Source organism: Stackebrandtia soli (assembly GCF_965137155.1).
In the GTDB taxonomy this organism is placed as follows: Bacteria; Actinomycetota; Actinomycetes; order Mycobacteriales; family Micromonosporaceae; genus Stackebrandtia; species Stackebrandtia soli.
Genome location: NZ_CBCRZX010000032.1, coordinates 47,887 through 53,059 on the forward strand (window position 1 = coordinate 47,887; position 5,173 = coordinate 53,059).

Below are 5,173 nucleotides of genomic sequence, written 5' to 3' on the forward strand. Positions count from 1 at the left end.
CCCGACGGAGGTCGATTGAAACGCGTGACCAGGACTGNNCNAACNNCGCGTCGAAGTACGCCCGCCTCGGATGGCCGCTCGGGATCACCGCGTCGACCTCGGCGCGGGTGAGCGGCCGGGCGTCGAGGTGGGCGATGTCCAGCAGCCGTGGCCGGACGCGACGATCCGCGTAGGCCGCGAGCTTGTGGTGTCCGTCGAGGATGTAGGCGGTGGAGGCGACCTTTCCCGGTTCAGCCCGGAGCACGACGGCCGCCGGGCGTCCACCGGCGTCGATCCGCCGCGTGTACGCGTCGACGGTGGTCTGATCACTCGGCGGCCATGTCTCCGTGGGCAGCAGAACCGACATCGGCTCGTGCGGATACCAGCCGACCAGCCCGTCCCCGCCATGAGGCTTGACGATCGTGCCCTTGTTCCCCGTGAACAGGCGGACTCCGTAACGTCCGGGAGACAGGACCCGCAGCACCGCGCTCGCGTGCTCCATTATGGATTCCGGAGCGGGGGCGCGAAGCCACGCGCACAGCTCGTCCAGCTCGTTCAGAGACAGTCGCGCTGATCCCGTCCGCAGCGCGAGTTTGCCGATGCTGCCGCGACAGTCGTAGCCTTCCAGATGTACGGCGCCACCGCGGACGCGAAGGACACTGACGAGGTCGTCCCCGGCGATTTCGACGACGCCGCCAGCGCCCACCTCGATCTCCGTATAGCCCACATGCGTCACCAGGGCACGGTACTCAGCGCGCGCAAGCCGGCTGGGATCAACGCGACGAATCGCACGGGCACGACCGGCACTCGCGCGAGGATCCACAGCACCAAGACACGGACGAGTCCCCGCGATCGGCTACGACGTCCGGCTCCCCGGCTCCGTGTCGTCGCCTCAGTGTTTCGGCCCACGCCCCCGCCTGGGCCAGGAACTCGTCCACGCTCACTCCCGTCCTCGCATCGGCGGGTCGACCAAGCCCAGGAATCATTCTGCCGCAAGCGAAAGCCCGCGCCGCCCTGCCAGAACGATCGCAGCTCAGCACCGCGTCGGGGAATCGGAAGCAGAGGAGCGTCCGGCGAAACCTTGGCTACCATCGGCGAAGTGATCATTGACGATGGCTCAGTGGCGGAGTTGGTGCGCCGGTGGGAGCCGGGTTGGGGGCGGTGTCGGGGTCTCGCGGCCGCCGTCGACACGGGTGTGGCGCTGCGGGTGCCGGTCGCCGCGGCGAATCGGCACGAGGAGATCTTCGCGCTGCACGCCGACGAGCACCCCGAGAGCCTGGCGGAGCTCGCGAAGCTGGTCATCTCGGCGGGGCCGCTCACCTGGCTCACCACGATGACGACACGTCCGCACGTGACACGGGAAGTGCTGGAGGCGGCGGGTTTGACGGTGTTCGGAGATCCGGAGACCTTCATGACCACCGACCTCATCGGGCATCCGCACCATGAGGCACGACCGCCGTATTCCGTCCGGGTCATCGAGACCGACGGCGTGTGGCACGCGCGGCTGTCCACCGAGAACGGGACAACGGCCGCGAGCGGGATGACGGCCGTCATCGGACGGGACGCCGTCGCGCACGAGATCCGCACCGATCCCGATCATCGGCGACGAGGACTCGGCAGCGTCGTCATGTCCGCGCTGACGGACGCCGCGGTACGGGCGGGCGCGCGCACCGGACTCCTGATCGCCAGCCCCGACGGAGAACGCCTCTACAGGCGGCTCGGTTGGACGCCCCGGGCGACCGTCCTCACCGCCAAGGCCGCCAGGCGCTAGAACACTCCGGGCGGGTCCGTCCCGCCGCGTCGCCGCGACGGGACTTCGACGAGCTCCTTCGTCAGCCGACCGACACGCGTGCGACGCGACGGGGCCGCCGATCCAACCACAGTTGGGCGAGGATGAGCGCGATGGTCCAGCTCATCCATCCGGTCAGTCCGGAGACCGCCTGCATCAGGGCGAACTCGCTTCCTCCGAAGGTCGTCTCCTGCTGAGGAAAGAGCCAGATGATCAACGGCACCAGGAGAATCCGATTGATCACGATGGACATGGTGAGCGCGAAACTGCGGACCATCCAACGTCGATGGTCCCGGAAGCGTCGCTGCCGCGCGGCCACGTAACCGGCCGCCGTCGTCCCGAGCCACAGCAGCGCCAGCATGACGTTGCTGACCTGGATCACCGGGCCGAACACACTGACCGCGCCGATCGTGAGTCCCATGAGTCCACTGGGGAGCACGCCGCCCAGGATGTACACCCGGCCGCTGATCCGATGGACGCGCGGGTGGCGCTGCCGCAGCCACGGCCACACCTGGAGGCAGCACGTCAGCATCGCGATCGATCCGAAGAAGACGTGCGCCACCAGCATCGGATAGTGGGACGTCATCCCATCTGGCGCTTCCACAAGCGACTGAGCGGGATCGAAGGTGAGGTAGCGCGGCAGCGAGAAGCCGATGAAGACGAACGCCACGAGGGCGAGCGGGATCACCCACGGGCGTCGCCACCAGCGAACACCGGGCGATTCGCCCGATGAAACGGTCGGGGTCGATGTCGGCAGTGTCGATGTCATGACACTGTCTCCCTTCACTGGGGGCACTGGGGAATTAACTATGTATGACATACATTAATAAATGTACACCATACATAGTTTTAGGATGGGTGCCGCGACCACGAGGAGAACCGGTGCCCAACGACGACCACACCAAGCAAGCCATCCGACTGCTGTGGGGCGAGGAACCCCGCCGCACACGCGGACCACGACCCAAACTGAGCGTCGAACAGATCGCCCGCGCCGCGATCGACATCGCCACCCGAGACGGCATCGAGGCCGTCTCGATGCAACGTGTCGCCGGCGAACTCGGGTACACGACGATGTCGCTGTACAACTACGTGTCGAGCAAGAACGTCCTCATCGAAGTGATGATGGACGTTGCCACCGAGGACCCTCCGGAGCTCACCGGCGAGACCTGGCGCGAACGCACGCGACAGTGGATGTCCAGTCTGTGGGACCTCTACATGAGCAAGCCGTGGATGGCCCGCGTCACCCTGTCATCGCCGCCGATCGGCCCCCGACAGCTCGCCTGGTTCGACCAACTCATCCAGGCGCTGAACGACAGTGGTCTCCGGCCGGGCGACCAGATGGCGACCGCGACCTTCCTGCTCGGAACCATCCGCGGCCTCGCCAAGTTGTCCCTCGACGTCGCCGACGCCCCGGGGCACACCCCCTACGACGAGACGCTCACCCAGGTCCTGACGGACGGGCGATTTCCGGCCCTCGCGGCGATCGCGAGCCCCGAGGTGTTCGGTGCCGATCTGGAGGCGGCCAATGTCGACGAACCGCTCCAGTTCGGATTGGAGCGGCTCCTCGACGGCATCGACGACTACGTCCGGTCGATGAAGAAGTAGGCATGGACACCCCTGAATACCATTCGCCGATGACCGACCGCCTGAACAAGCTCTACGAGATCGCCGACGGGTACCGGGCCACCTTCGACGATGGGGACTCGCCGTTCGTGATACTCGCGCGGCTGACCGAGGAACTCGGAGAGATCGCGACCGCGGTCAACCATCTCGAACGCAAGGGCGCCAAGGTGGACAAACACGGCGAGCCCGACCCGTCGGCGCTCGCCGAGGAGCTGGAAGACCTGCTGCACAACACCCTCGCCCTCGCGCGGCACTACGGCGTCGAGGGAGCGCTCGACGCGGCCATCGACGCCACGCACGCGCGGGTGGCCCCACGTCGTCCACGATCGACCGACATGGACAGGACACAGTAGAGCAATCCGAATCGTGGGACCGCGCGTGTCGCTGACCATGACGAACCGCGCGCCGCGACCACAATGAGACCGTGACAGTTGTGCGTGTGACCGCGCGGGAGTTCGCCGCGCGGGTGGGTAGTTATCGGGGAATGGCCAGGACACAGGGAATCGTGCGGGTATCGGAGCGGGGTCGCCCCGACGGCGGGTACGTGTCCGAGGCGGTTCTCGACGAGCTGTGCATGCTGAGGGCCTTCGTCGCGGGCCTGATGGACTCCGGCAGCCTTCCCGACGAGTCGGATGACTCCACACCGGACGTCTACGGCCCGCGCCCCGCGAACTACACCCCGCGCCACGCCCACCCCGGCTGAGCCGGTGAGGTCCGCCAAAGGGCACGTGGGTCGCCGAGCCCAGTCGACGTCGAAGCGAGCAGCCCCGTGTCCCACGATCGCCGTGCGAGCGGGGATCGACGCGTCGCCGCGAACCCCGCCGCGCACCCGTTGACCGCGAGCCGAGCGCGAGGGTGCCGCGCGCCGACCCGCACCGCGGTTTCGGCCTCCCCGCTCCGGACCGAATCGGGCCGCCGGAACGAAGTGGCACGCGGAGGGCACGAAATCCGGCAACTGTATCCATAAAGGAACCCCCAGGTGACGTCTCACCTGGGGGTTTCTCGTGGAGCGGACGACGGGAATCGAACCCGCGTAATCAGTTTGGAAGACTGAGGCTCTACCATTGAGCTACGTCCGCGTGCCATGTACAGCGGTATAAGAGTAACGGGTGGCGCGGTGGCGTGTCCATCGGGTTGCCATCGACGCGCCGTCAGCGGTTCAGACCGGCCCTCAGCTCCGTCATCGTGAACAACGCGGACAGCTCGACGCCCGCCTCGGCGAGGTTCGCGGGGCCGCCCGCCTCGCGGTCGATGACGCAGATCGCCCGCTCGACGACGGCGCCACGGTCGCGCAGCGCGTTCACCGAGGCGATGATCTGACCACCGGAGGTCACCACGTCCTCGACGATGAGCAGGCGTCGGCCCTCGACCTCGCCGCCCTCGGCGAGTCGCCTCGTCCCGTACGGCTTCGCCTCCTTGCGCACGAACAGGCTCGGCAGGCCCGTCACCCGCGACAACGCCACCGCGATCGGCACCCCACCGAGTTCGAGGCCCGCCAAGGCATCCGGCTCCCCGGTCAACGGCGCGAGTGCGTCGGCGATGTCCGACAGCAGCACCGGGTCGGCCTCGAACAGGTACTTGTCGAAGTACTCGGTGGCGGTCGCGCCCGACCGGAGAACGAACTCCCCGGTGAGGTGAGAGCGGGCCGCGATACGGGCGGCGAGTTCGGTGGACGTCATCCCGTCAGGCTGCCAGCAGCGTCGCCGCGTCGCGTTCTCGGGCATCCGCACGCGACCGGGGCCACAGTGCGTCCGGGACACAGAGACGGNGNCCGCCCAAGGC

General features: G+C 67.8%; 6 protein-coding genes and 1 tRNA gene. 4 read left to right on the forward strand and 3 right to left on the reverse strand.

The annotated features are described in order from the left end of the window. Positions 1-1,078: 1,078 nt before the first annotated feature. Positions 1,079-1,750 carry a GNAT family N-acetyltransferase gene (locus tag ACM9NP_RS17230; RefSeq protein ID WP_415647745.1) on the forward strand — a complete coding sequence of 224 codons (672 nt, stop codon included), beginning with the start codon at positions 1,079-1,081 and terminating at the stop codon, positions 1,748-1,750. Positions 1,751-1,811: 61 nt separating this feature from the next. On the opposite strand, the gene ACM9NP_RS17235 is transcribed toward ACM9NP_RS17230, so the two are convergent. Beyond that, positions 1,812-2,537: a DUF2306 domain-containing protein gene (locus tag ACM9NP_RS17235; protein ID WP_415647746.1), complete on the reverse strand. Its 726-nt coding sequence runs from the start codon at positions 2,535-2,537 to the stop codon at positions 1,812-1,814. A 113-nt stretch (positions 2,538-2,650) separates the two neighbouring features. On the opposite strand from ACM9NP_RS17235, the gene ACM9NP_RS17240 reads away from it, so the two are divergent. From ACM9NP_RS17240 to ACM9NP_RS17250, 3 genes are all read left to right on the forward strand, one after another. After that, a complete protein-coding gene (locus tag ACM9NP_RS17240) occupies positions 2,651-3,373 on the forward strand; it encodes a TetR/AcrR family transcriptional regulator (RefSeq protein WP_415647747.1) in 723 nt (240 codons plus the stop codon). A 29-nt stretch (positions 3,374-3,402) separates the two neighbouring features. Beyond that, positions 3,403-3,744, forward strand: a complete 342-nt coding sequence (locus ACM9NP_RS17245; protein WP_415647748.1) for a MazG nucleotide pyrophosphohydrolase domain-containing protein — start codon at positions 3,403-3,405, stop codon at positions 3,742-3,744. 71 nt (positions 3,745-3,815) lie between these two features. Then, positions 3,816-4,094 carry a hypothetical protein gene (locus ACM9NP_RS17250; protein ID WP_415647749.1) on the forward strand — a complete coding sequence of 93 codons (279 nt, stop codon included), beginning with the start codon at positions 3,816-3,818 and terminating at the stop codon, positions 4,092-4,094. 302 nt (positions 4,095-4,396) lie between these two features. On the opposite strand, the gene ACM9NP_RS17255 is transcribed toward ACM9NP_RS17250, so the two are convergent. Then, positions 4,397-4,470 (reverse strand) — tRNA-Gly (locus tag ACM9NP_RS17255). Between the two features lie 72 nt (positions 4,471-4,542). Next, a complete protein-coding gene (pyrE, locus tag ACM9NP_RS17260) occupies positions 4,543-5,115 on the reverse strand; it encodes an orotate phosphoribosyltransferase (protein WP_415647750.1) in 573 nt (190 codons plus the stop codon). Between the last annotated feature and the right edge of the window lie 58 nt (positions 5,116-5,173).

Excerpts from the sequence above, each read along its gene's own strand:
- ACM9NP_RS17235 (WP_415647746.1), bottom strand. The coding sequence starts at position 2,537 with ATGACATCGACACTGCCGACATCGACCCCGACCGTTTCATCGGGCGAA.
- ACM9NP_RS17245 (WP_415647748.1), top strand. The coding sequence starts at position 3,403 with ATGACCGACCGCCTGAACAAGCTCTACGAGATCGCCGACGGGTACCGG.
- pyrE (WP_415647750.1), bottom strand. The coding sequence starts at position 5,115 with ATGCCCGAGAACGCGACGCGGCGACGCTGCTGGCAGCCTGACGGGATG.